Source organism: Marivita sp., assembly GCF_017643905.1.
Taxonomy (GTDB): domain Bacteria; phylum Pseudomonadota; class Alphaproteobacteria; order Rhodobacterales; family Rhodobacteraceae; genus Marivita.
The window spans coordinates 13585-38524 of sequence record NZ_JAEPMO010000002.1; the positions used below are offsets into that span (position 1 = coordinate 13585).

Annotated in this window: 21 protein-coding genes; 4 read left to right on the plus strand and 17 right to left on the minus strand. The window is 61.1% G+C overall.

Annotation, left to right across the window (positions count from 1 at the left end):
• The first annotated feature begins 93 nt into the window (after nt 1–93).
• Both JJ869_RS00495 and JJ869_RS00500 read left to right on the plus strand, forming a co-directional pair.
• Nucleotides 94–1323 carry a multidrug effflux MFS transporter gene (locus JJ869_RS00495; RefSeq protein WP_292263922.1) on the plus strand — a complete coding sequence of 410 codons (1230 nt, stop codon included), beginning with the start codon at nt 94–96 and terminating at the stop codon, nt 1321–1323.
• Between the two features lie 53 nt (nt 1324–1376).
• Nucleotides 1377–2774: a helix-turn-helix transcriptional regulator gene (locus JJ869_RS00500; protein WP_292263924.1), complete on the plus strand. Its 1398-nt coding sequence runs from the start codon at nt 1377–1379 to the stop codon at nt 2772–2774.
• Nucleotides 2775–2873: 99 nt separating this feature from the next.
• On the opposite strand, the gene JJ869_RS00505 is transcribed toward JJ869_RS00500, so the two are convergent.
• The 7 genes from JJ869_RS00505 to bchE all read right to left on the minus strand — a co-directional run bounded on the left by JJ869_RS00505 (nt 2874) and on the right by bchE (nt 9809).
• Nucleotides 2874–3449, minus strand: a complete 576-nt coding sequence (locus tag JJ869_RS00505) for an N-acetylmuramoyl-L-alanine amidase (RefSeq protein ID WP_292263926.1) — start codon at nt 3447–3449, stop codon at nt 2874–2876.
• Between the two features lie 83 nt (nt 3450–3532).
• Nucleotides 3533–4240, minus strand: coding sequence for a hypothetical protein (locus tag JJ869_RS00510; protein ID WP_292263928.1), 708 nt, complete (start codon nt 4238–4240; stop codon nt 3533–3535).
• A 23-nt stretch (nt 4241–4263) separates the two neighbouring features.
• Nucleotides 4264–5748, minus strand: coding sequence for an Asp-tRNA(Asn)/Glu-tRNA(Gln) amidotransferase subunit GatA (gene gatA / locus JJ869_RS00515; RefSeq protein WP_292263930.1), 1485 nt, complete (start codon nt 5746–5748; stop codon nt 4264–4266).
• Entirely contained in the window at nt 5748–6035 is a 288-nt protein-coding gene (gene gatC / locus JJ869_RS00520; protein ID WP_292263932.1) for an Asp-tRNA(Asn)/Glu-tRNA(Gln) amidotransferase subunit GatC, read from the minus strand. Before gatC ends, gatA begins: the two co-directional genes overlap by 1 nt.
• A 151-nt stretch (nt 6036–6186) precedes the next feature.
• Nucleotides 6187–7350 (minus strand): HWE histidine kinase domain-containing protein, encoded by a 1164-nt coding sequence (locus JJ869_RS00525; RefSeq protein WP_292263933.1) that lies wholly within the window; start codon nt 7348–7350, stop codon nt 6187–6189.
• A 193-nt stretch (nt 7351–7543) separates the two neighbouring features.
• On the minus strand, nt 7544–8200 hold the full coding sequence (bchJ, locus tag JJ869_RS00530) for a bacteriochlorophyll 4-vinyl reductase (protein WP_292263935.1): 657 nt from the start codon (nt 8198–8200) through the stop codon (nt 7544–7546).
• Complete coding sequence (gene bchE, locus JJ869_RS00535; protein ID WP_292263937.1) at nt 8145–9809, minus strand: magnesium-protoporphyrin IX monomethyl ester anaerobic oxidative cyclase; 1665 nt, start codon at nt 9807–9809, stop codon at nt 8145–8147. Before bchE ends, bchJ begins: the two co-directional genes overlap by 56 nt.
• 138 nt (nt 9810–9947) lie before the next feature.
• Between bchE and JJ869_RS00540 the strand changes: the two genes are divergently transcribed.
• Nucleotides 9948–10640, plus strand: coding sequence for a metal-dependent hydrolase (locus tag JJ869_RS00540; protein WP_292263939.1), 693 nt, complete (start codon nt 9948–9950; stop codon nt 10638–10640).
• Nucleotides 10641–10723: 83 nt separating this feature from the next.
• Here JJ869_RS00540 and JJ869_RS00545 read toward each other — a convergent pair whose 3' ends face one another.
• Nucleotides 10724–12595 carry an OmpA family protein gene (locus tag JJ869_RS00545; RefSeq protein ID WP_292263941.1) on the minus strand — a complete coding sequence of 624 codons (1872 nt, stop codon included), beginning with the start codon at nt 12593–12595 and terminating at the stop codon, nt 10724–10726.
• Between the two features lie 175 nt (nt 12596–12770).
• Nucleotides 12771–14060 (minus strand): O-acetylhomoserine aminocarboxypropyltransferase/cysteine synthase family protein, encoded by a 1290-nt coding sequence (locus JJ869_RS00550; protein WP_292263943.1) that lies wholly within the window; start codon nt 14058–14060, stop codon nt 12771–12773.
• Between the two features lie 226 nt (nt 14061–14286).
• Between JJ869_RS00550 and JJ869_RS00555 the strand changes: the two genes are divergently transcribed.
• Complete coding sequence (locus JJ869_RS00555) at nt 14287–15276, plus strand: NAD(P)H-quinone oxidoreductase (protein WP_292263945.1); 990 nt, start codon at nt 14287–14289, stop codon at nt 15274–15276.
• A gap of 47 nt (nt 15277–15323) precedes the next feature.
• On the opposite strand, the gene glpK is transcribed toward JJ869_RS00555, so the two are convergent.
• The 8 genes from glpK to glpD form a co-directional block, all read right to left on the minus strand.
• The gene (gene glpK / locus JJ869_RS00560; protein WP_292263947.1) at nt 15324–16814 is read right to left on the minus strand and encodes a glycerol kinase GlpK; all 1491 of its coding nucleotides are present in this window, start codon (nt 16812–16814) and stop codon (nt 15324–15326) included.
• Between the two features lie 153 nt (nt 16815–16967).
• Entirely contained in the window at nt 16968–18680 is a 1713-nt protein-coding gene (locus tag JJ869_RS00565) for an ABC transporter substrate-binding protein (protein ID WP_292263949.1), read from the minus strand.
• Between the two features lie 77 nt (nt 18681–18757).
• A complete protein-coding gene (locus JJ869_RS00570; RefSeq protein WP_292263951.1) occupies nt 18758–19036 on the minus strand; it encodes a DUF2160 domain-containing protein in 279 nt (92 codons plus the stop codon).
• Between the two features lie 121 nt (nt 19037–19157).
• Nucleotides 19158–20024 carry a carbohydrate ABC transporter permease gene (locus tag JJ869_RS00575; protein WP_292263953.1) on the minus strand — a complete coding sequence of 289 codons (867 nt, stop codon included), beginning with the start codon at nt 20022–20024 and terminating at the stop codon, nt 19158–19160.
• A 114-nt stretch (nt 20025–20138) separates the two neighbouring features.
• The gene (locus JJ869_RS00580; protein ID WP_292263955.1) at nt 20139–21008 is read right to left on the minus strand and encodes a sugar ABC transporter permease; all 870 of its coding nucleotides are present in this window, start codon (nt 21006–21008) and stop codon (nt 20139–20141) included.
• A complete protein-coding gene (locus JJ869_RS00585; RefSeq protein ID WP_292263957.1) occupies nt 21008–22105 on the minus strand; it encodes an ABC transporter ATP-binding protein in 1098 nt (365 codons plus the stop codon). Before JJ869_RS00585 ends, JJ869_RS00580 begins: the two co-directional genes overlap by 1 nt.
• 10 nt (nt 22106–22115) lie before the next feature.
• Complete coding sequence (locus tag JJ869_RS00590; protein WP_292263960.1) at nt 22116–23204, minus strand: ABC transporter ATP-binding protein; 1089 nt, start codon at nt 23202–23204, stop codon at nt 22116–22118.
• A 10-nt stretch (nt 23205–23214) separates the two neighbouring features.
• Nucleotides 23215–24810 (minus strand): glycerol-3-phosphate dehydrogenase, encoded by a 1596-nt coding sequence (gene glpD / locus JJ869_RS00595; RefSeq protein WP_292263962.1) that lies wholly within the window; start codon nt 24808–24810, stop codon nt 23215–23217.
• Nucleotides 24811–24940 lie beyond the last annotated feature (130 nt).

Below are 24940 nucleotides of genomic sequence, written 5' to 3' on the forward strand. Positions count from 1 at the left end.
AAAAGAAGAGGTCTTGCAAATTGCAAATCAGCAAATTGTATCGTTACGCTTGCCGATATGGACAATCCGCAACCGCAGGCGTAGCGATGGGGTATGAGTTACGCCTCTAAGGTCCGATTTCTCGACCGCTCCACACCGCCACATATTGTCACACTGATCCTGCTCGCAGGTCTTTCGGCGTTGGTGATGAACATCTTCCTGCCGTCCCTGCCCAATATGACGGCCTATTTCCAGACCGAATATTGGCTGATGCAGCTCTCCGTGGCCGTCTATCTGGCGGTCAACGCAGTTCTGCAGATCCTGATTGGCCCGATCTCGGACAAGATGGGCCGCCGCCCGGTGATCCTGTGGGGAATCGGCGGCTTCTGCGTTGCCACGCTGGGCTGCATCTACGCGCCCGACATCTACACCTTCCTCGGCTTCCGCATGGCACAAGCGGTGATCGTGACCGCCATGGTCCTCAGCCGCGCGGTCGTGCGCGATTGCGTCCCGCAGGATCAAGCCGCATCCATGATCGGCTACGTGACAATGGGCATGGCCGTGGTGCCGATGATCGGCCCCGCCTTTGGTGGCGTGCTGGACCAGTATTTCGGTTGGCAGGCGAATTTCTGGCTGTTGCTGATCCTCGGCCTTGCCCTCTTCTGGCTGACATGGAGCGATCTGGGAGAAACCGCCAAGGTCAGCGGGCTTAGCCTTGGCCAACAATTCGCGCAATATCCCGAATTGCTGACCAGCCCGCGCTTTTGGGGCTATGCGATCGCCTCGGGCATGTCCTCGGGCGCGTTCTTTGCCTATCTCGGCGGCGCGCCTTATGTGGGCACCGAAGTGTTTGGCATGTCCCCAGCCCAGCTTGGCTTCTTCTTCGGCGCACCGGCCATCGGATATTTCTGCGGCAATTTCATCTCGGGCCGTTTCTCGGCGCGGATGGGTGTCAACCGGATGGTGATGCTGGGCACGTTGATCAACTGCATGGGGATCCTTCTGTCGATGCTGGTCTTCTGGCTTGGCCTTGGATCGGAATGGACGTTCTTCGGCTTCATGACCTTTGTGGGCCTCGGCAATGGCATGACCATCCCCAACGCCACAGCGGGTATGCTGTCGGTACGTCCGCATCTGGCGGGCACGGCGTCCGGCCTTGGAGGCGCGATCATGCTGGGCGGCGGCGCGGGCCTGTCAGCTCTGGCAGGCGCGTTGCTGGTGCCGGGCACCGGCGCATGGCCGCTGCTGTGGATCATGCTGGCCACGGCGGTCTGCGCCATCATCGCAATCCAGCTGGTGATCTGGCGATCTGTGCGGCTCGCGGGGCTGGACAGCGCGAGGTGAATTTGCAAACTCGGGCCTGACAGGTTGCAAAACTGCAAAGCGCCGAGGATGCCATGCCCACCCAGAAACTCTATGCCGGAGCCAAGCTGCGTGAAATCCGCACCCGGCTGGGCATCACGCAACGCGACTTCGCAGCCAAGCTGGGCGTTTCCTTGCCCTATCTGAACCAGATGGAAAACAACAAGCGCCCGCTGTCCACGACCGTGGTGCTGGCGCTGGCGCAGGAGTTCGGCGTCGATGTCACCGAACTGGGTCAGGGCGACGCAGAGCGCATGATCTCGGACATGCGCGAGGCGCTGGCAGACCCGGTCTTTGCCGATGCAGCCCCCCCGGTTGCCGATCTGCGCCTGACAGCATCGAACGCGCCAGGGCTGGCACGGGCCTTTCTGGAATTGCACCGCGCCTATCGGCAGACCCACGAGCGGCTTGCCTCGCTGGACGAGGCTTTGGGCCGCGAGGGCGCACAGCTTCAGCCCTCCCCATGGGAAGAGGTGCGAGACTTCTTTCACTATTGCGACAACTACATCGACCCCGTGGACAAAGCCGCCGAACACGTTGCAACCAAGCTGACCGGAACCGACCGGGTGCGCGCCGCCCTTCGCGGGCTGGAAAACGAAGGCCTGCATGTGAGGTTCGCCAATGTCCCCGACCTGCGCCGGTTCGATGAGTTGCGGCACGAGTTGACGCTGTCCTCGCTCGCGGCCCCTGAGACACAGACCTTCCAGATGATGCTTCAACTCGCGCTGACACGGCATGGCAAGCTGCTGGATGCCACGCTTGATCTGGGGCGCTTCCAGTCGGATGCGGCACGGGACATCGCCCGGCTGGGGCTGGCGAACTACTTTGCCGGGGCGGCGGTCATGCCGTACGGCCAATTCCTGCAGGCGGCGCAGGACACGCGGCACGATCTGGAACTGATGGCGCGGCGCTTTGGAGCATCGATCGAACAGGTCGCGCATCGTCTCTCGACGCTGCAACGGCCCGGTGCCAAGGGCATTCCGTTCTTTTTCGTCCGCGTCGATCAGGCGGGCACGATCACGAAGCGCCATTCCGCCACCCGCCTGCAATTCGCGCGTTTCGGCGGCGCATGCCCGCTCTGGAACGTGCACCGGGCGTTCGAGACACCCGGCCGGTTCCTGCGTCAATTGGCGGAAACACCGGACGGGGTGCGCTATATCTCGCTGGCGCGCGACGTGTCGAAAACCGGCGGGCATTTCGGGGCACCAGTGCGGCGCTACGCCATCGCCCTTGGATGCGAGGTCAAACATGCCGGCGCACTGGTCTACGCGGACGGGCTGGACCTCACGCGGGATGGGGCGTTCGAGCCCATCGGGATCTCCTGCCGCATCTGTGAGCGGTCGAACTGTCATCAAAGGTCCGTCCCACCCCTTGAGCGGAAGCTGACGATCCAGACGCATCGGCGGGGGATCCTGCCGTATGAGTTGAGTTGAAGGCGCGGGCGATGCGTCGACGCATCGCGTGTTTCCGCAGGCGGAAACACTTGGGGGCGCTGCCCCCAAACCCCCGAAGTATTTTGAAACCAGAGAAGATCAGGACGCGGCGACAGGCCAACGGTTTGCGAGATTGGCCATGATCGCGCGGTCGGTGTCGTCCAGCGGGCCTGAGGCATTGGGACGAAAGCGCAATCGAAAGCTGTGCAGCAGTGTGTCGAGCGGGACGTCGGCGGTATAGCCAAAGCGGCGCGCGTTTTCGGTGAAATCTCCGGAGCCTTTGGCCTCAGGCCATATGGCTAGCCCTTGCCGCGCGAGGCGCAGCCAATCGAAGCGCGCGCCGGGGTCGATCTTGCGACCCGGTGCCATGTCAGAATGTCCGATCACCCGCTCCGGCGGGATGGCGTTCCGCTCCATGATACCCGCAACCAGATCGTCCAGCGCATCCATCTGTTTCGCAGCAAAAGGCGTGCTACCGGTGTTGGATATCTCTATACCAATGGACCGGGAATTGACGTCCGTCACCGGCCCCCACACGCCCGCACCTGCATGCCACGCGCGGTCCGCTTCGTTAACCAGTTGCCAGACCGTGCCATCTGGGGCGATCACGTAATGCGCCGAGACCTGCGCCTCTTCTTGGCAGAGCCAGTCGCGCGCTTTTTCTGCGCAGTCCATCGCCGTGTAGTGCAGGACGATCAGGTCAGGGCGCGCGCCGTCCCGCCGCGGCCCGCAATTTGGCGAGGGATGCCAGAGCGGCGTCAGTTGCGCACCGCGCGGAACGGTGCCGGATCCCAGCCACAGGCAAAGCCATCGCCATCGGGATCAAGGTTCTGCCGGTCACGTTCCGGCCCGCCATTAGCGAGAAATTCCTCTTGCGCCAGGTCCGCCGAGGTGAAGGCCGCGCAATTGCGCAGATGCCGGTTTTCCGACGCAAAGGACGACCGGCGATAGATCGGCGCACCTTTGGGGTTCGTGGTTTGCAGCGCATATGCCACGATGTTCGGCGTGTTGGTTCCGGGCCGCGTGGGCAATGCCTCAGGCGCGATGACCTGATACCGGGCACGGTTCTGCGCGATCAGCGCGGCATCGCCTTCGATACTGCGGGTGTTGGCAACAGCGTCGAAGTTGTTTTCCTCGGATATCCCGGCTGCGTTGGCCACGATCTGAGGAGCGGGATTGCCCGGCGAGGCCTGCACCGGATCGACACCGGAATTGGCGCGGCGCGCTTCCAGATCGGCAGCGTCAAGAGGACCTGTGGCCGAGAGCGGCGCTCCAGTCACCGTGGGCGGCGGGCCGATCGTGGTCGGCGCTGCACGACCTTCGAGCACAGCGTCGCGTTGTTGCTGGTAGCCATCGATGCGGTCGAAGCCCACGGCACTGTCTGGAATGCTGGGGCTGCACGCGGTCACGACAAGAAGCGCTGCGCCCCCGGCCAATGCGCGGATAATGCCGTGTGTCTGGATCATGTCCTGCCTCATTCGGCGTGAAGTTACCACCATTGGGTGGGCTTTGCCACAAAGCCCGCCGCCTGCTCCAATGCGTAGGCGGTATTCAGCAAATCGCCCTCTTCCCACGGCCGTCCAATCAGTTGCAGCCCAAGCGGCAGGCCTTGGCTGTCCAGCCCGGTCGGCACCGAGATGCCCGGCAGTCCGGCGAGATTGACCGTCACGGTGAAGACGTCGTTGAGATACATTTCAACCGGGTCGGTCACTTCCTTGCCCAGCTCAAATGCGGAAGACGGCGTGGCCGGTGTCAGGATCGCATCCACACCTTGGCCAAAGACCTCTTCGAAGTCGCGCTTGATCAAGGTGCGGACCTTGCGTGCGCGGTTGTAATAGGCGTCGTAGAAGCCCGCTGAAAGCACGTAGGTGCCGACCATGACGCGGCGCTGCACCTCTTTGCCGAAGCCTTCGGCTCGGGTCTTCTCGTACATCTCGGTGATGCCGTCGCCCTGCGCCAGTTTCGCGCGGTGACCGTAGCGCACGCCGTCATAGCGGGCGAGGTTGGACGACGCCTCGGCGGGTGCGATCACGTAATAGGCGGGTAGCGCGTATTTGGTGTGCGGAAGCGAGATGTCGCGGATTTGCGCGCCTGCATCCTCGAGCATCTTGCGGCCTTCGGCCCAGTGCGTTTCGATCTCTTCAGGCATGCCGTCCATGCGGTATTCGCGCGGGATGCCGATCACCTTGCCCTTGATGTCGCCGGTGAGCATCGCCTCGAAATTTGGCACGGCCAGATCGGCGGATGTGCTGTCCTTGGGGTCGTGGCCGCACATGGCTTCGAGCATGATGGCGGCATCGCGCACGTCTTTGGTCATCGGACCGGCCTGATCGAGCGAGGACGCGAAGGCCACAATGCCCCAGCGCGAACAGCGCCCATAGGTCGGTTTGATGCCGGTGATGCCGGTAAAGGCGGCAGGCTGGCGGATGGAGCCGCCGGTGTCGGTGCCCGTGGCGCCAAGGCAGAGGTCCGCGGCGACGGCCGAGGCCGAGCCACCGGATGAGCCGCCCGGTGTGAGCGCGGTGTCGTCATTGCCGCGCCGCCACGGGTTGATGGCATTGCCATAGGTCGAGGTCTCGTTCGACGACCCCATGGCGAACTCGTCCATGTTGAGCTTGCCCAGCATGACTGCGCCCGCGTCGAACAACTGGCTGGTGACGGTGCTTTCGTATTCTGGTTTGAACCCGTTGAGAATGGCGCTTGCGGCCTGTGATGGCACACCCTTGGTGCAGAAGAGATCCTTGATCCCGAGGGGAATGCCGCAGAGATCTGGCGCATCCCCGGCCTTGATCCGGGCGTCGGCGGATTTGGCCTGCGTCATGGCAATTTCGGGCGTCTTGTGCACAAACGCGCCCAGCGCATCGGCCTTGTCGATCGCTGCAAGGCAGGCTTCGGTCAGGTCTACGGAGGACACGTCGCCTTTGCGCAGCGCGTCGCGGGCCTCGGCGATTTTGAGCTTGGTCAGATCGGTCATTATTCCACCACCTTCGGCACGGCGAAAAAGCCCTCGCGGACATCGGGGGCGTTGGCGAGAACCTTGTCCTGCATGCCCCCATCGGTGACGCCGTCCTTGCGGCGCTTGAGGCGCATCGGCTCCACGCTGACCATCGGCTCGACACCCTCTACATCGACCTCGTTCAGCTGCTCGATGAAGCCGAGAATGTTGCTGAATTCCTGGGCCAGTGCGGGCAGTGCGTCCTCTTCGACGCGGATGCGCGCGAGCTTGGCCACGCGGGCGGCGGTTTCGATGTCAATGGACATGAGGCGAGGTCCCCTCGGTTTCTGCAGATAGCGGATCTTTCGCAGCGTTTAGCTGTAGACGGGGGTGGGTTCAAGTGGCGCAACCGCCGCTTCACCGCGACATGCGCCATTGCAAGTCCAACATGCGTGGAGAAGCGGCATGACTCCGGTCTCAGACCTCGAACACGGAAAGCGGCAGGCTAAGCGAATGGACCACTCCGGTACTGCGCCAATCGCTGTCCAGCGCGCCGTTCATCTGGCGCTCGACCGTCGCCTCGATCAGCTTGCTGCCGAAGCCCTTGTCGGTTGGTGCTGCAACAATCTCTGGTCCGCCCTCTTCGTGCCAGACGATCCGGACGGTTTCGCCCTGCTGCGCGCCGGTGATCGAGACCCGCCCGTCCCCGCGGGACAGCGCGCCGTATTTGGCCGCGTTGGTGGCCAATTCATGAATGACGAGGGACAGATCGGTGACCGGCCGCCCAGCAAGCCGCAGTTCCGGAAGATCGATATGCAGCTGCGCCTGACCGGATGTCAGATGCGGACTCACCAGCCGTTCGGTAAGCGCATGCAGGTCGAGGGTTTCCGCATCGCCCCGGCCATCGGACAGTGCCGGGCTGACCATCGAATGCGCGATATCAAGCGCGGACAGGCGTCCTTTGAGGACATGGGCCATATCAGCAGGAGTGTCCGCGCTGCGGGCGGTCATGGAGATCATGCCCCCGACCACGGAAAACAGGTTCTTCACCCGGTGATTCATCTCGCGGGCCAGCGTCTCCATACCGTCGCGCTCATGGCGCAGCTGCAATTCGGTTTCGATCATCGCGGCAAGATCGGTCAGCACAGACACATCCTCGTGCGTCCAGGTGCGCGGCTGGCTGTCGATGGCACAGAAGGAGCCGATGGGTTCACCGCTTGGCGCGTGAATGGGGATGCCGAGATAAGCCACAACGCCCAAATCCGGAATCGCCAGATTGTCCTTGAGCAAGGGATGATCGCGGGCATCCGACACAGCCAAGGCACGGTCATGCGACACGACATACTGACAGAGCGAATGGCTGAGCGGCGTTTCTTGCACGGCGCTCGCGCCTCCCGGCAGTCCACACTGTGCCTTGAAGTACTGCCTGTCTGCATCAACGAATGACGCAAGTCCGACCGGCACACCAAGACATGCAGTTGCAAGGCGCGCAACGCGGGTGAACCCCTCTTCCGGCGTACTGTCCATGATTCCGGTCGCGTCCAAAGCCGACAACCGCGCAGGATCGGACAACCGCGCCTCGTGGTCGGTCGCAGCTTGTGACGGAAACGGCGTTGCACCGCTTGGTTTCTGCATATTCATACGCGCTGCCCCCCAGTGACGCGTCCCTCGACCAATCTCTCAAAAAAACAAACCTGCACCCACCCCTGAGCACAGGTCTTCATGCGGTTTAAAGGGTGTCAGCCGCTGTAAAGTCGCATGTCCGGCGCACGATAACGCCCAATCCTGCGCAGGCAAAGCAGGAATGTCAGACTGTTCAAGATTTTCTGCGTTATCAGTGGGTTCCGATTGTCAGCGCATACTGACAAACCTGATGCCCCGGCATCGCGCAACAGGCCGTTTCAATGCATTGGGCACGGGGATGCACCAAAGACCGATACAGATGCTCGAACACGGCGGCATGCCAATGGCAGAGCGGCAGGTCGCTGTGTTCGCCCTGAACGATGGGATTGTGAGCGATTTCAAACTTCCATGGGCTGATGGCCGTGAAGGCGCCTGACCCGGCAAAGGTCCAGGCATGTTTGCCGATGGCCGCAGACAAGGCACGGGCGGCGAATGGCGCAGGCAACAGCCTGAGCACACCCTGAACCGGTTTGGGGATGCGATGCGCAAGGATGTACTCGGCTGTTCCCCGCCCAGCGCGAGCGGCAAGTTCGGCCGCCATCTCGGGCTCATCCCGGCGCAACACCTGATGGAGCCGCGCCGCATCGCCTTCGGGGATCATCTGCGTGCCGTCCGGCACCTCGAACACCCCTGCTTCGGCCAGCATCTGCACCACCCGCGCCTCGCCGCCGATCCGTTCGATCTGTGGCAGAAGCTGCAGGATGGCGTTGGGCCCGATCAGCGCGCCAGCGTGGCTAGTTGCGCGGGCATCCTCAGACGTCCTCCATTTGCTGCGAACCCCCTCCGCAGGCCTTGATCTCGGCCCCATTGGGCATCTTGAAATCCTGCGTGCGTTCGGCCGAGCGTTCCTTCATCTGCGCCTTAACTGCTTCGCGGCGTTCCTTGGCCGCAGCGGCCTTGTCGGCAGAGGACACCCAATCCTCCATCTGCGCCTCGGCGATGGTGCGGCTGTCGTCGAATTGGAAGTCGAGCTTGTTCTTGGATTGCGGGCCAGTGTAGCCCACTTTGCCCAGATCGTAGAACGTGCGCCCCACACCCGCCTTGAGGAAGGCGTAAAGACAGCCCAGCAGATACCTCCGCCGGAAGCCAGTGCCCCGCCATGGGTAATGGAAGAGCGCCTTTTTCATGTAGAACCGGCGGTAGTTGTTCATCACGCCATCGAGCAATTCCCCGCGCTCCATCGCGGCAGGTTTCATGATGGGTGTAACAAAGTTATAGCGACTGAAATCAAAGACTTCGACTTGATCCTTCAACTCCTGGAAGAGCGGCGTGAAAGGCCACGGCGTGTACATCGACCAGTTCGCGAGATCAGGCTGCCAGTCCCACGCCATCTGGTAGGTCTCTTCCAGCGTCTCAGGCGTTTCGTTGTCGAGACCCACGATGAACTGCGCTTCGACCAGAATGTCAGCCTCGCGCAGCAGGCGGATCGCGGTCTTGTTTTCGTCGACCTTGGTTTCCTTGTTGAAGATATCGAGCTTCATCTGCGCCGCAGCCTCGGTGCCAAGCGACACGTGCACCAGACCCGCCTTGCGATAGAACTTGAGCAGATCGCGGTCGCGGTAGATGTCGGTCACGCGGGTGTTGATGCCCCACTTGACCTTGTCCGGCAGGCCCCGGTCGATCAGTTCCTGACAGAAGGCGACGAATTTCTTTTTGTTGATGGTTGGTTCTTCGTCGGCAAGGATGAAGAAGCCAACGCCGTGGTTTTCCACCAGATCCTCGATCTCATCCACCACATCCTTGGGATCGCGCACGCGGTAGTCGCGCCAGAATTTCCACTGCGAACAGAAGGAACATGTAAAGGGACAGCCACGCGCAAGGTTGGGGATCGCCACGCGCGTGCCCAGCGGGATGTAGATGTATTTGTCCCACTCCAGAACGGTCCAGTCGGGTTTGATCTTGGACAGATCCTTGACCGTGCTCGCCGCCGGGGTTGCGACGATCTGGTCGCCATCCATGAAGGCGAGACCCTTGATATTGTGCTTGTCCGCAGGCCAGCGCCCGTCTTCGATGGCGAGCATCAGTTCGGTGCAAATCTCCTCGCCCTCGCCGCGCACGATCACATCGACCCACGGCGCCTCGGACAGGACCTGCTTGTACATGAAGGTCGCGTGCACCCCGCCCAGCATCCGCACGGCGTTCGGCACAACCTCGCTCGCGACCTTGAGCACATCCTCGGCGCGGTAAATCGACGGGGTGATCGCGGTCACACCCACCACGTCAGGCTTGATCTCTTCCATGCGCTTGGCCAGATCAGCGTCAGACACGTTGTCGGTCATGGCATCAATGAAATGGATGTCGTCGAACCCCGCCTGTCGCAGATGGCCAGACAGATATGCCACCCAAGCCGGTGGCCAGGTGCCCGCGATCTCGGCACCGCCAGAGCGGTAATTCGGATGGACAAACAAAATGCGCATGGCGACTCTCCCAGTTTATGTCAACTTATCCTGACATCTTGTGCGTCTGATTTAATTGACATGGATCAAAATGCCGGAGGGCCTTTTCCGTGGCGGCGTCTGTGCTAGCCTTCACACAACCAAAAAGGAGGCATTCAGATGAACATCATATGGCTTGGGCACGGATCGTTCCGGATCGAGGTTGGCGATCAGGTGCTGCTGATCGACCCGTGGCTGAACGGCAATCCGATGATGGAGGGACACGACAAGGAAGCGGCGATTGCGGGAGCGACGCATATCCTTGTGACCCACGGGCACGGCGATCACACCGCCGATGTCGTCGAAATCTCGGGAAAAACCGGTGCGCCGGTGTCGGGCATGGTTGAACTGGCGCAGACTCTGTACGCTGCGGGCGCAACCAAGGGACATGCTTTCAACAAAGGCGGAACCATCACCTTGGGCAATGTGGCGGCGACACTGGTACCCGCCTCGCATTCCTCATCGATGGAGGTCGACGGCACAAAGCGCTACATGGGGATGGAGACTGGCTTCATCCTGCGCGGCGATGGCAAGACGCTCTATTTCTCAGGCGATACGTCGATCATGGCCGATATGGACTGGATCGGGGATTACTACAAACCCGATATCGGTATCCTGTCAGCAGGTGGCTACTACACGATGGACATGGCAGGCGTGGCCTATGCGGCGAAACGGTATTTCGACTTCAAGACGCTGATCCCATGTCACTACCGGACCTTCCCCGCGCTAGAGCAATCCGCTGAAGGTCTGGTGCGCGCATTGCCGGAGGTGGATGTGATCGAGCCGCAGGTGATGCAGGCGATCACCGTCTGAGCATGCCATCCCAGAGATAAGGCCGGGGAATGCGATATTACCCGGCCTTTGCCCCAACTCAAAAATTAACGCGGTTAACCTGTTCAGCTGCCCTGCAACAGCGGCGTGATCCGACGCACAGCTGCACGGCGATTGGCACGCTCTGACACTTGCGTTTCGATCAGAAGATCGCCTTCACCGTAGCCTTGAAGCACCATGTTTTCTGGCGGCACATCGAAATATTCGGTCAAGGCCAGTGCCACCGACTCGGCGCGGCGATCCGAAAGCGCAAGGTTGAATGCGTAGTTCCCCACCGCATCGGTATGGCCTTCGATCAGGAACACCTCGCCGGGATTGCGGTCGATGGCGACGCGCATCGCGTTACCCAAGGCGCGCAGTTCTTCGGCCTCTTCGGCACGGATAGCGGCACTACCGGTCTCAAAATTGATGCTGCTCACCGTCACCTCCGGCACCAGTTCGCGCACCCGGTCGATGTTCCGAACCTGATTGAGAGAAAAGCGGCGCGTGATCTGAGTGTCCGATTGCGTTGCCAGCGCCCGTTCCAATTGATCCGCATCCGAACCACCTTCGTAGATCACGCGGTTCCGGGTTCCGGATTCCGTGGTCTGCGGCAGGTCGTTCACCACCACCTGCTCGGTTTCCCGTGTGTCGTCAAACAGGACGACTTCGGTGCCGTCCTGCAACGTCCGGGTCCGGCGTAGAACCTGACCATTGGCGGCGCGCACTGTCTCGACGACCGTGCCGTCATCATAGCTCACAACGTTGCGAGTCGACCCGTCATTGTATTCATACGTCGTGATTTCGGCACCGGGACGGCGCAGCAACACATCGTCATTGCGCAAGACACGATACTGACCGTTGTTTTCGATAACCACACGGTCGCCACTGTTCGAGACGACTTCATCATCGCCTTGCAGGATATCGGCAAGAACAGCCGCCCCAAAAGCTGCAGCGCCCAAGGCAAAAATCGGGTCGATGCCGTCATCATCGTCATCGTCTTCGTTGCGCGCCTCTTGTGTTTCCGTGTTGGTTTCGGTCTCCGGTGCCTGCGTCACATCCGTCTCGAAATCTTCTGTGGATTGGCGCACGTTGTCCTGCGTCACGGTCTCCTGTCGCGCCTCAGGTTCCTCTGCATCAGACCCCGCTCCCGCAGCGGCACTTTGCATCGCCCGGTTTTCGCTTTCCGCCACGGCGGCAGCCTGAGCCTCTGCGTCGAGCTCAGGAACTTCCGGAGAATTGGCAGTTGCTGTGTCGGCTGCTGGATCAGCAGGCTCATCGGCCGACGCGGTTTCGTTTTCCGAAGCGTTGCCCTGTTCAAGGGCCTGAGCCAAATCGTCATTGGCAGTTTCACCGGAAGTCTGGGCAGGTGTCTCCGTATCCTGCGCGGTCTCTTGATCAGTCTGTGCGATCGCGGTTGCGTCAGTCGACGCGTCCGCAGTCACGGCCTGCTCCGGATCAGTGGCCTCTTCCTCGAGCGATTGAGCCAGCTCTTCCGTCTCGGGGGCTGCATTGGGCGACGCAGGTTCAGCAACCTCAGCATCGGTTTCCTGAGTTTCGGCTTGCGGCTCGACAGCACTCTCAGCGGTATCGGCAGGCTGCGGTGCCGGGGACGCATCGGCGGTCGCTGCGGTGCTTTCGTCCTGTGCGTTTGCACCACGGGCAAGGAATTGCTCCAGATTCACACCAGGCAATTCAACGCCTGCCTCCAACATGGACTCGGCCATGTCCACAACCTGCGGTTCAAGCGAGGGGTCGGACGATGCCGCTGCGACAAGCGTGCAGTTCAACGTGTTCGGCTGCTCGGCGTCGGCTTCACACTGATCGACCAGCGCTTGCAGCAGTTGTTTCATTTGACCCGGCGGCAGAGTCCCCTCTGCCTGTTGGGCCGCCACCGGACCACTCAGGGCGATCATCAGTGCTGTGGCCGAAGCTGTCATCAGTTTGACCGATGTCATGGCGTTCTCCTTTGAAATGTCCAATGGGATCTGTGAGGAGAACGTGAGGTTGGGTTGTTTTGTTCCGCCGAGATCCCTGCCAAAGACAACAGGCCCCACCTGACGTTCAGGAGGGGCCCGCTAAATCTTCTTTCATTCAAAAGACTATGTCCGGCTCTGAGGCTGGGCAAACATCCTATCTCGAGGCGTTCAGCGCCTTGTTCAGGTCGGCAATCAGGTCAGCCGGATCTTCAATCCCGATGGAGATACGGACCACGCTCGGACCCGCGCCCGCCGCTTCCTGCTGTTCCGGTGTCAGCTGGCGGTGCGTGGTCGAGGCCGAGTGGATCACAAGGCTGCGCGTGTCGCCAAGGTTCGCCACATGGCTGAAGATCTCGAGCGAGTCGACGAACTTCACACAGGCGTCATAGCCGCCCTTGAGCTTTACCGTGAACAACCCACCCGCGCCTTTCGGACAAATCCGCGCAACCCGGTCGTTGTAGGGTGAGGACGGCAGGCCCGCATAGGTCACGGCCTCAACCGCGTCATGGGTTTCAAGCCAGGACGCCACTTCCATCGCGTTCTCGACATGCTTCTGCATCCGCAGGCTCAGCGTCTCGATCCCCATCAGCGTGTAATGCGCCGCCTGCGGGTTCAGCGTCATGCCCAGATCGCGCAGACCGATGGCGATGCCGTGGAAGGTGAAGGCCAGCGGGCCAAAGGTCTCGTGGAACTTGAGACCGTGATAGGCGGGCTCTGGCGCGCTGAGCGACGGGAACTTGTCATTGGCGGACCAGTCGAAACGGCCCGAGTCCACCACGACACCGCCGGTCACGGTGCCGTTGCCGGTGAGGTACTTTGTCATCGAATGCACCACCAATGTGGCGCCATGTTCGATCGGGCGACACAGGTACGGCGTGGCCGACGTGTTATCGACAATGAGCGGAATGCCGGCGTCGTCCGAGATCGCGGAGATCGCATCAAGATCGGTGATGTAGCCGCCCGGGTTGGCGATGGATTCGCAGAACACCGCGCGGGTGTCATCGTTGATCGCCGCCTTGACCGCGTCCAGATCGTCGAAATCGACAAAGTTCGCGGACCAGCCGAAGCGTTTGATCGTCTGGCTGAACTGGGTGATCGTGCCGCCGTAGAGGCGTGTCGAAGCGACAATGTTCTTGCCCGGCCCCATCAGCGGGAAAAGCGCCATGATCTGTGCCGCGTGCCCCGAGGAACAGCAGACCGCGCCGACACCGCCTTCGAGGGTCGCAACCCGTTCCTGCAGCGCTGCCACGGTCGGGTTGGTCAATCGGGAATAGATGTAGCCCACTTCCTGAAGATTGAAGAGCGCCGCAGCGTGATCGGCATCGCGGAACACGTAAGCAGTGGTCTGGTAGATCGGCACCTGCCGGGCGCCGGTGGCCGGATCGGGCCGAGCGCCCGCATGGATCTGAAGCGTGTCGAAACCGTAGTCGGGTCCGTCGGTCATGGTTTTCTCCCCTTTGGAATATCTTGTTGGGCACAGGATTAGGGCATCGCGGGAGGGCTCACAACTGTTGGTATGTGCGAAAAAACGAACGCACGGGGTCACCGGGCTGTGCAAGGAACGATGTTTCGTATTTGGCGGACAACCCAAAACGCCGGTTCTGTGGGCTTGCAGAGCGTCTGCAATCTGCGACACAAGGAGAACCAACCAGACAGGAGCCTGCCCCGCCATGACCTTTCCCGCGACCATGACCGCTGTCGAAATTTCCAACCATGGCGGACCCGAGGTCTTGCAGCCCGTGACAGTCCCGGTGCCCACACCCAAGGCGGGCGAGATCCTCATCAAGGTCGCCTATGCCGGGGTCAACCGCCCCGACGCGCTGCAACGCGCGGGCCTCTATAACCCACCACCCGACGCCTCGCCCCTGCCCGGACTCGAGGCCGCTGGGACCGTGGCGGCGGTTGGGCCCGGCGTGTCACGCTGGCAGGTGGGCGATGCGGTAACGGCTCTGCTGCCTGGTGGCGGCTATGCCGAATACGTCACCACCTACGCGGACCACGCGTTGCCCGTGCCCGAGGGCATGCCGATGGATCAGGCCGCAGCACTGTGCGAGACATATTTTACCGTTTGGTCAAATGTGTTCCGGCGCGGCGGATTGAAGGCGGGTGAACGGTTCCTCGTGCATGGCGGCTCAAGCGGCATCGGGACGACCGCAATCCAACTCGCCGCCTTGCGCGGTGCGCGGGTGTTCACCACCGCCGGTTCGGAGGACAAATGTGCTGCTTGTGTTGGTTTGGGGTCCGAGGCCGCATGGAACTACCGCGAGGTGGATTTTGTCGATGCGATGCGCGCGATGGGCGGTGCGGATGTGATCCTCGACATGGTCGGCGGCGATTACATCCCGCGCAACGTCAAGGCGCTGGCCGATGACGGGCGGCTGGTGCAGATCGCGTTTTTGCAAGGCCCCAAGGTCGAGATGAACTTCACCCAGATGATGACTCGGCGGCTGACACTCACGGGATCAACCCTGCGGCCTCAGTCGGTTGCCGCCAAAGCCGCCATCGCGCGAGATCTGGAAGCCGAGGTCTGGCCGCATCTGGCCTCGGGTCGGATCGCGCCAGTGATGGACAGCGAGTTTGCACTTGCGGACGCAGCCAAAGCTCATGCGCGGATGGAAGGATCGACCCATATCGGGAAGATCGTGCTGAAGGTGGAGTGAGGCGCGAAGGGCTTTCGAAAGCCCTTCAAGTCGCGTCGATGCAGCTTTTATCCCGCCAAGCCAATCGTCGCATCAATCGCCCGCTTCCACGCGCCGTATTTGCGGTTGCGCACGTCCGCCGCCATGTCCGGCTCGAACCTGCCATCCACCGCCCATTGCGCGGCAAACGCCTCCATGTCGGGCAGAACACCTGCCTTGTAGCCCGCCAGCCACGCTGCCCCCATCGCAGTTGTTTCCAGCACCTTCGGCCGTTCGACGGGCGCGTCGATGATGTCGGACAGGAATTGCATCGTCCAATCCGACGCGCTCATCCCTCCGTCGACCCGTAACGCGGTTTCGGACTGCCCCGACCAATCCGCCTTCATCGCCTCCAGCAGATCGCGGGTCTGGTATCCGACGCTTTCCAGCGCGGCGCGGGCGAATTCCTCTGGCCCCGAGTTGCGGGTCAGGCCGAAAATTGCCCCCCGACATTCGGCGTTCCAATACGGTGCGCCAAGGCCTGTGAAAGCAGGCACCAGCACCACCTCTTGCGTGTCGTCGGCCTTTTCTGCCAGCGGCTGGGTTTCTTTCGCTTCGCGGATGATCTTGAGCCCGTCGCGCAGCCATTGCACCACCGCCCCCGCGATAAAGATCGACCCTTCCAGCGCATAGGTCGGCTTACCGTCCAACTGATACGCGATGGTCGTCAAAAGCCGGTTGGTCGAGGTCACGGGCGTGTCGCCGGTGTTCAAAAGCGCGAAACAGCCCGTGCCATAGGTGGATTTCAGCATCCCCGGCTTGAAGCACGCCTGCCCGACGGTCGCGGCCTGCTGGTCGCCCGCGATGCCGCAGATCGGGATCGCGCGGCCAAAGAGATCGGCGCGGGTTTCGCCAAAATCGGCGGCGCAGTCTTTGACCTCGGGCAGCATCGACATCGGGATGCCCAGCTTGTCACAGATCGTCTTGGACCAGCGGCCTTTGCGGATGTCATAAAGCATCGTGCGCGCGGCGTTGGTGGCGTCGGTGACATGGACCTTGCCCCCGGTCAGGTTCCACACGAGCCATGTGTCCACGGTGCCAAAGGCCAGCTCTCCAGCCTCGGCACGCGCGCGGACACCGTCCACATTGTCGAGAATCCACGCCAGTTTCGTGCCGCTGAAATAGGGGTCGAGCAGCAGGCCGGTACGGTCGGTCACCACCTCTTCGAACCCTTCGGCCTTCAGCCCTTTGCAGAACTCGGATGTGCGGCGGTCCTGCCAGACAATGGCGTTGAACACAGGCTTGCCTGTGGCGCGGTCCCAGACCAGCGTGGTTTCACGCTGGTTGGTGATGCCAATGGCGGCGATGTCAGCGGTTCCGCCGCCGGCCTTTTCGATGGCGGCGCGGCAGGTGGCGGCAGTGGTGGACCACAGGTCCGACGGGTCATGTTCAACCCAGCCGCTTTGCGGATAGTGCTGGGTGAATTCTTCCTGCGCCGAGGCAACGACGGTCAGGGTTTCGTCAAACAGGATGGCGCGCGTCGAGGTCGTGCCTTGGTCGATGGCAAGGATATGGGTCATGTGCGGCGGGCCTCCCTTTGTCTTTTGGTCAAAGGACCACCCGATGTCACCGGGTGGTCCGTTTTTGCTGTTCGCGTCGTCACCGGGCGTATTCCGGTGATCTCTACGGTCAGAGGCCCTCGGGTCAAGCCCGAGGGCGACCTTGTATCAGGCTTACTGCCAGGACTTGATCAGCTCGTCATAAGAGACGGTCTGAGGCTCTTCGTCCTCGTTCTCGAGCTTGGGGTACGGTGCACCCGGCTGGTCGAACCAGTACTGCGCGTCACGCTCTTCGTTCATGACCGGGCCAAGATCGCCCTGGACGCCTGCACGCTCAAGACGCTCGAGCACACGCTCCTGATCGGCGCAGAGTGCATCCAGCGCTTCCTGCGGGGTTTTCGCACCGGACATTGCGTCGCCGATGTTCTGCCACCACAGCTGAGCCAGCTTCGGGTAATCCGGAACGTTGGTGCCGGTGGGCGACCATGCGACACGTGCCGGGGAGCGGTAGAATTCCACCAGACCACCCAGTTTGTCCGCACGCTCGGTGAAGCTGTCATGCTGCACCGTGGACTCGCGGATGAAGGTCAGACCCACATGGGACTTCTTCACGTCGACGGTCTTGGAGGTCACGAACTGCGCATAGAGCCATGCGGCCTTTGCACGATCCACCGGGGTGGACTGCATGAGTGTCCAGCTGCCTGCGTCCTGGTAGCCGACCTTCTGGCCTTCTTTCCAGTAAACGCCATGCGGGCTGGGCGCCATGCGCCACTTGGGTGTGCCGTCTTCGTTCATCACCGGCAGGCCGGGCTTTACGGTGTCCGCAGTAAATGCGGTGTACCAGAACATCTGCTGTGCGATGTTGCCCTGTGCGGGGATCGGGCCCGCTTCGGAGAAGGTCATACCGGCCGCTGCGGGAGGTGTGTACTTTTCCAGCCATTCGATCGCCTTGGTCACAGCGTAGACCGCTGCGGGCGAGTTGGTGGCGCCGCCGCGAGCCACGCAGGACCCGACGGGCTGCGACTTCTCGTTCACGCGGATGCCCCATTCGTCGACCGGCAGGCCGTTGGGTTCACCCACGTCGCCCATGCCAGCCATGGACATCCACGCGTCGGTGTAACGCCAGCCAAGGCTGGGGTCTTTCTTGCCGTAGTCCATGTTGCCAAAGACTTCGCCTTCGACGCCCATGTGGCTCAGGTCACGACCGGTGAAGAACTCGGCGATGTCCTCGTAGGCAGACCAGTTCACCGGAACGCCTAGGTCGTAGCCATAAGCGGCCTTGAAGTCTTCCTGGTTCTTGGGATCGTTGAACCAGTCGTAGCGGAACCAGTACAGGTTCGCGAACTGCTGTGTCGGCAGCTGGTAGACCTTGCCATCCGGGCCGGTGGTGAAGCTGAGGCCGATAAAGTCGGACAGGTCCAGCGTCGGCAGGGTCACGTCAGCACCCTCGCCCGCCATCCAGTCGGTCAGGTTGCGCACCTGCTGGTAGCGCCAGTGCGTACCGATCAGGTCGGAGTCGTTGATGTAGCCGTCGTAGATGTTTTCACCCGACTGCATCTGGGTCTGAAGTTTTTCCACCACGTCGCCTTCGCCGATCAGGTCATGGGTGACCTTGATGCCGGTGATACGCTCGAATGCCGGGGCAAGAACCTGGCTTTCGTATTCATGCGTGGTGATCGTCTCGGACACGACCTTGATTTCCATGCCCTGGAACGGCGCCGCTGCGTCCACGAAGAACTGCATCTCCGCTTCCTGCTCGGCACGGCTGAGCGACGACAGATCGCCGATCTCCGCATCGAGGAACGCACGGGCGGCGTCCATGTCGGCGAATGCCGGACCCGCAAGGATCAGCAGCGCCGCTGTTGAGGATTTCAGATTCAAGTTCATTAGGTACCTCCCAGTTATTGAGAACTTGGTTGAAAGGTGGCATCGCCCCGAAATCGGGACAGTGCCGGCTTTTTCGTTCACACCCAGCGGAACACCGCTGCGGCGTAGAGCGCGCAAACCGCCATTGCCCAGGGCTGGTTTTCGCCAACCAGGCCAAGCCATGCGATATTGATGAAAGCGCTGCCCAGAAGCGTGATGAACAAGCGATCACCGCGCGTCGTTTCGATCCGCAAGATGCCGGTGCGCGGCGTCTCGGGGAACTTGATCGCAAGGATTGTAAAGACGACCAGCAAGCTCGCAATGATCATGAAGAAAATCGCTGTGGGCCATGTCCATGCCATCCATGAAAGATCCATCAGAGGGTCCTCCTGTTCATATTGCGCCCGTCATCCTCGGGCTCGACCCGAGGACCTCGGTGGCATGAGAACCTCGGGTCAAGCCCGAGGATGACGGAGGGATGGTTAACAACTCGTTGCATCACACCCGTCCCAGGGCAAAGCCCTTGGCGATGTAGTTGCGGACGAAATAGATCACCAAAGCGCCCGGCACGATGGTCAGCACACCAGCGGCGGCAAGCACGCCCCAGTCGATGCCCGACGCGCCCTGTGTGCGCGTCATGATCGCGGCGATGGGCTTTGCATCCACCGTGGTCAGCGTCCGCGACAGCAGCAGCTCCACCCACGAGAACATGAAGCAGAAGAACGCCGCGACACCGATACCGCTCGAGATCAGGGGCATGAAAATCCGGGTGAAGAAGCGGCCAAAGCTGTAGCCGTCCAGATACGCGGTCTCGTCAATCTCTTTCGGCACGCCGCGCATGAAGCCTTCGAGGATCCACACCGCAAGCGGCACGTTGAACAAGCAATGCGCCAAGGCCACCGCGATATGCGTGTCGAAGAGGCCGACCGACGAATAAAGCTGGAAGAACGGCAACGCGAACACGGCGGGCGGCGCCATGCGGTTGGTCAGCAGCCAGAAGAACAGGTGCTTGTCTCCCATGAAGTGGTAGCGGCTGAACGCATAGGCTGCGGGCAAAGCCACGGCCAAGGAAATCACCGTGTTCATAATCACATAGATCAGGGAGTTCACATACCCCATGTACCAGCTCGGGTCCGTCAGGATCGTGCGGTAATTGTCGAGCGTCAGATCATTCGGCCAGAGCGTGAACGAATTAAGGATCTCGGTGTTCGTCTTCAGGCTCATGTTCAGCAGCCAGTAGATCGGCAACAACAGGAACAGCAGGTAGAGCCCCACCACGATGGCCGAGCCGTTGACCTTGACGCGCTTCTTGGTGCCGCCTGCGGTCAGATTGCCGGGAATGCTGGTTGTGGTCGCGTCGGTCATTGAAGCACTCCCTCGGATTTGGCGTCTTCACCGGGCTTGACCCGGTGATCTTTTGATCCGGAGATGCTCGGGACAAGCCCGAGGATGACGGGACGGGAAAACGCGCAGTTCATCTCAGCCCTCCCGCTTATCGAGGTTGGTCATCACGGTGTAGAACACCCACGAAATCAGCAGGATCACGAGGAAGTACATGATCGAGAACGCCGCCGCCGGTCCAAGGTCGAACTGACCCAAAGCCATCTTCACGAGGTCGATGGACAGAAGCGTGGTGGTGCTGCCGGGGCCACCGCCGGTGACAACGAAGGGTTCGGTGTAGATCATGAAGCTGTCCATGAAGCGCAGCAAGATCGCGATCATCAAAACGCCCATCATTTTGGGCAGTTCGATGAAGCGGAACACTTTCCAGCGTGACGCCTGGTCAATCTTGGCCGCCTGGTAATACGCGTCGGGGATGGATTGCAGACCGGCATATGCCAGCAGCGCCACCAGCGAAGTCCAGTGCCAGACATCCATCACGATGATCGTGACCCATGCCGCAAAGGGATCGTTGGTGTAGTTGTAGTCGATACCAAGTGCGGCCAGCGTGTGACCCAAGAGGCCGATATCGACACGGCCAAAGACCTGCCAGATGGTGCCGACCACGTTCCACGGGATCAGCAGCGGCAGCGACATGAAGACAAGGCAGAAACTGGCCCAGAAGCCCTTTTTCGGCATGTTGAGCGCCACGAACACGCCAAGCGGGATCTGGATTAGCAGGATGATGCCCGAGAACATCAACTGCCGCCCCAACGCGCCCCACATGCGGTCGTCGTTGAGCATTTCCTCGAACCACTCAAGCCCTGCCCAGAAGAACTGGTTGTTCCCGAACGTGTCCTGCACCGAGTAGTTGACCACGGTCATCAGCGGTATCACCGCCGAGAACGCCACGAGTATCAGCACAGGCAGGACAAGAAACCACGCCTTTTGGTTGACTGTTTTCTCCATCAGGCGGCCTCTCCCACGGATTGCGATTGATCGGGTGCGATGCGCCAGTCGTTGACGTAGACGTTCACATGGCCCGGATCGAAGCTGACGCGGTTCATGTCGGCGCTGACGCGGTCGTCCTCACCGGCGATGATGTTGATGTCGTGACCTTCGAACGTCGCGCGGATGATCTTGTGGCGGCCCACATCTTCGATCCGTCGGACCGTGACGGGCAGGCCTTCGGACTGGCTGAGCTTGGCGAATTCGGGGCGGACGCCGATTTCGACCTTGCCGCTGGCCGGTTTGTAGCCGCCCGCGAGTTGGATCGTCTGCGACCCGACCTTCGCTGTGGTGCCTTCCACTTCGGCAGGCAGCACGTTCATGCCCGGCGAGCCGATGAAATAGCCGACAAACGTATGTTCAGGCCGTTCGAACAGCTGCTCCGGCGTGCCGATCTGCACAACGCGTCCGTCATACATAACCACCACCTTGTCGGCGAAGGTCAACGCTTCGGTCTGGTCGTGGGTCACGTAGATCATGGTGTGGCCGAAATCGTGGTGCAGCTTTTTCAACTGCGTGCGCAATTCCCACTTCATATGCGGGTCGATCACGGTCAGAGGCTCATCGAACAACAGTGCGTTCACATCCTTGCGGACCATGCCGCGCCCAAGGCTGATCTTCTGCTTGGCATCCGCCGTAAGGCCACGGGCCTTTTTCTTCAGCATGTCCTCCATGCCGATCATCTTGGCGATTTCCTGCACGCGGGCGGCGACATAAGCCTCATCGCGTCCGCGATTGCGCAGCGGGAAAGCAAGATTATCGTGAACGGTCATCGTGTCGTAGACGACCGGAAACTGGAACACCTGCGCGATGTTGCGTTCCGCCGTAGGCGCGTGGGTCACGTCTTTGCCATCGAACAGGATCCGGCCCTGCGACGGATGAAGAAGACCGGATATGATATTGAGAAGTGTGGATTTTCCGCAGCCAGACGCCCCCAAAAGCGCATAGGCTGCACCGTCGTCCCAATCGTGGTTCAGCTCCTTGAGGGCGAAATCGTCCTCGGAGGTCGGGTTGGGCAGGTAGGAATGTGCCAGATTATCGAGTGTGATCTTTGCCATATCCGTTCCCTCAGGCCGCCAGCGCGTAAGACGCGGGGGCGATCATCTTGCCCTGCTCGTCGAAGACATAAACGTGACGTGGGTCGAGCCAGACCGTAAGGTCATCGCCCAGTTTCAGGTCATGCACGCCATGGATCAGACCGACCCAGCGTTGGCCGTGGTGATCCAGATGCACAAAGGTTTCCGAACCGGTGAGTTCGGTCACGGTCAGGCGCGTGGTGAAGGACATGGCGTCCGCCGAATGCTGTCCGATTTCCAGATGATTTGGGCGGAAGCCAGCAAGGTATTTGCCGTCCGGCAGTTCGGCCAACCGGCCCTTGGCCGCCGTCGACTGGTTATTGCCGAAGACAAGCTGACCACCGGACTTGGTGATTGGCAGGAAGTTCATTGGCGGATCGCTGAACACCCGCGCCGTGGTCGCATCAACCGGCTGGCGGTAGACCTCGGGTGTCGGGCCAAACTGCGTGACCCGCCCTTCCCAGAGCGTCGCGGTGTTGCCGCCCAGAAGCAGCGCCTCTTCGGGTTCGGTGGTCGCGTAGACGAAGATCGAACCGGATTCCTCGAAGATCTTGGGGATCTCGATGCGCAGCTCTTCACGCAGCTTGTAGTCGAGGTTGGCCAGCGGTTCGTCCAGCAGCACCAGCCCCGCATTCTTGACCAACGCGCGCGCTAAGGCACAACGCTGTTGCTGACCACCTGACAGTTCCAGCGGCTTGCGGTTCAGCATTGGCGTCAGCTTCATCAACTCGGCCGTTTCGCGCACACGACGGTCGATCTCGGCCTTGTCGACCCCCATCAGCTTCATCGGTGAGGCGATGTTGTCGTAGACCGTCATCGACGGGTAGTTGATGAACTGCTGATACACCATTGCGACCTTGCGGTCCTGCACGCGCATGCCAGTGACATCCTTGCCCTGCCAGATGATCTGGCCGGTCGCGGGCACGTCCAGCCCCGCCATCAGCCGCATCAGCGATGTCTTGCCCGAAAGGGTCGGCCCCAGCAGCACGTTCATCGTGCCTTTTTCCAGCGTCAGGTCGGTGGGGTAGATGTGCGTCTGCCCCTCCACGACCTTGGACACGCCCTTAAGCTCGAGTGTCATGTCCAGCCCCTTATTCTGCGGCCTTGGACAGAGAGCGACGATGATCCGCCATCCACTCGTCCAACGCGGTGATCTGTTCAGCGCTCAGTCGCAGACCAAGCTTGTTCCGGCGCCACACGACGTCTTCGGCGGTGTGGGCGTATTCGTGGGTCATCAGCCAATGCACTTCGGCTTCGGTCAGGGTCGCGCCGAAATCGCGGCCCAGATCAGCAGGCTCCTTCGCGGTGCCGAGGATCGACGCAGCCTCTGTCCCATAGGCGCGGACAAGGCGACAGGCCCAAAAGGCGTCAAGGAACGGGAAGGCGTCCTGCAGTTTGGCGACCTGCGCCTCGAACCCGTCGACCGGGAAATCGCCACCGGGCAGCGTGACGCCTGCGGTCCAAGGGCCTTTGACGTTCGGCAACTGCTCGGCGATCTTTTCAAGCGCGCTTTCGGCCAGGCGGCGATAGGTGGTGATCTTGCCGCCAAAGATGTTCAGCACCGGCGCGCCGCCATTGGCGTCTACCTTGAGCGTGTAATCGCGTGTCGCGGCCGTCGCGCTGCTCGCACCGTCATCGTAAAGCGGGCGGACGCCGGAATAGGTCCAGACCACATCGGCATCCGACAGGTCCTGCTTGAAGTACTGGTTGGCGAAGTTGAGCAAGTAGGACTGCTCTTCCGGGGTGCAGACCGGTTTGTTTGCCGGATCGTCATGTTCGGCGTCGGTGGTGCCGATCAGGGTGAAATCGGTCTCATAGGGGATCGCAAAGATGATCCGGCCATCGGTGCCTTGGAAAAAGTAGCACTTGTCGTGATCGTAAAGCTTGCGCGTCACGATATGCGAACCACGGACAAGGCGGACACCCTCTTTCGAATTCAGCCGCACTTTGGTCTGGATGATGTCACCGACCCAGGGACCACCCGCATTCACCAGCATCTTCGCGGTATGTGTGCGGGTTTCGCCGCTTTCGGTATTTTGCGTTTCGATGCGCCAGAGATCACCGTCCCGCGCCGCCGACAGAACCTTCGTGCGCGGCAGGATCATGGCCCCCCGCGCCTCGGCATCGCGGGCATTCAGAATGACCAGACGCGAATCCTCGATCCAGCAATCCGAATATTCGTACGCCATGGCAAACCGATCCTCGAGCGGCGCACCTTCCGCGGTGCCGCGCAAATCAAGCGTCTTGGTGCCGGGCAGAATATTGCGTCCACCCAGATTGTCATAAAGGAAAAGACCAAGGCGGATCAGCCAAGCCGGACGACGCCCTTTCATCCACGGCATGATGAAACTCAGCAGGCGCGACGTTGGCGTGTCGGATTCGAATCGCATATCCTTATGATAAGGAAGGACAAATCGCATCGGCCAGCTGATATGCGGCATCGCCTTGAGCAGCACTTCACGCTCGACCAGTGCTTCGCGCACAAGACGGAATTCGAAATATTCGAGATAGCGCAGACCGCCATGAAACAGCTTCGTCGACGCAGAGGACGTTGCAGAGGCGAGATCGTTCATTTCGGCGAGCGTCACCGACAGCCCACGGCCAGCCGCATCCCGTGCGATCCCGCAGCCGTTGATGCCCCCACCGATGATGAAAAGATCTGTTGGTTCGACGTTTTGGTCGATCACCGCGCGCCACCTCCCAATGCCACGTATGTCAGGTGCAATGTATGCGGATTGAGTCGCTTTCACGCAAGGCGATTTTTTTCGTTTATGTTCGTTTTTGTCTATCCGACTGAAACTAAAAGAAATTTGACAT